We start from the raw sequence: 341 nt of genomic DNA, 5'->3' as shown, positions 1-341 counted from the left end.
TCAGGTACTACGTCGCGTGGGTTATACAGGTGTGCACGGTGCCAGTCATCACTGTAACGACCACCGACCCGGGCCAGATCTGGACCGGTACGCTTAGAGCCCCACAGGAAAGGGTGCTCCCAAACGTGCTCGTTGGCAGTTGAGTAGTGACCGTAACGCTCGGTTTCGGCACGGAAAGGTCGAATCATCTGAGAGTGACATACGTTACAACCTTCACGGATGTAAATGTCACGCCCTTCAAGTTCAAGCGCAGAGTATGTGCGCAGACCTTCGATCGGCTTAGTTGTCGAATTGCTAAAGAACAGAGGTACGATTTCAGCAAGGCCACCGCCACTGATCAC

1 protein-coding gene is annotated in these 341 nt (G+C 53.7%); it reads right to left on the bottom strand.

All coding sequences use genetic code 11. The features are described from left to right. Positions 1–341 (bottom strand): cytochrome-c oxidase, cbb3-type subunit II (ccoO, locus tag QWI17_RS03190; protein WP_302721058.1); only part of this gene is annotated, 341 nt, incomplete at its 3' end.

The sequence above is a fragment of the Gilvimarinus gilvus genome (assembly GCF_030518155.1).
GTDB classification, from domain to species: Bacteria; Pseudomonadota; Gammaproteobacteria; order Pseudomonadales; family Cellvibrionaceae; genus Gilvimarinus; species Gilvimarinus gilvus.
The sequence above is the reverse complement of the archived record's forward strand: the minus strand, read 5'-3'. Positions and strand labels throughout refer to the sequence as shown.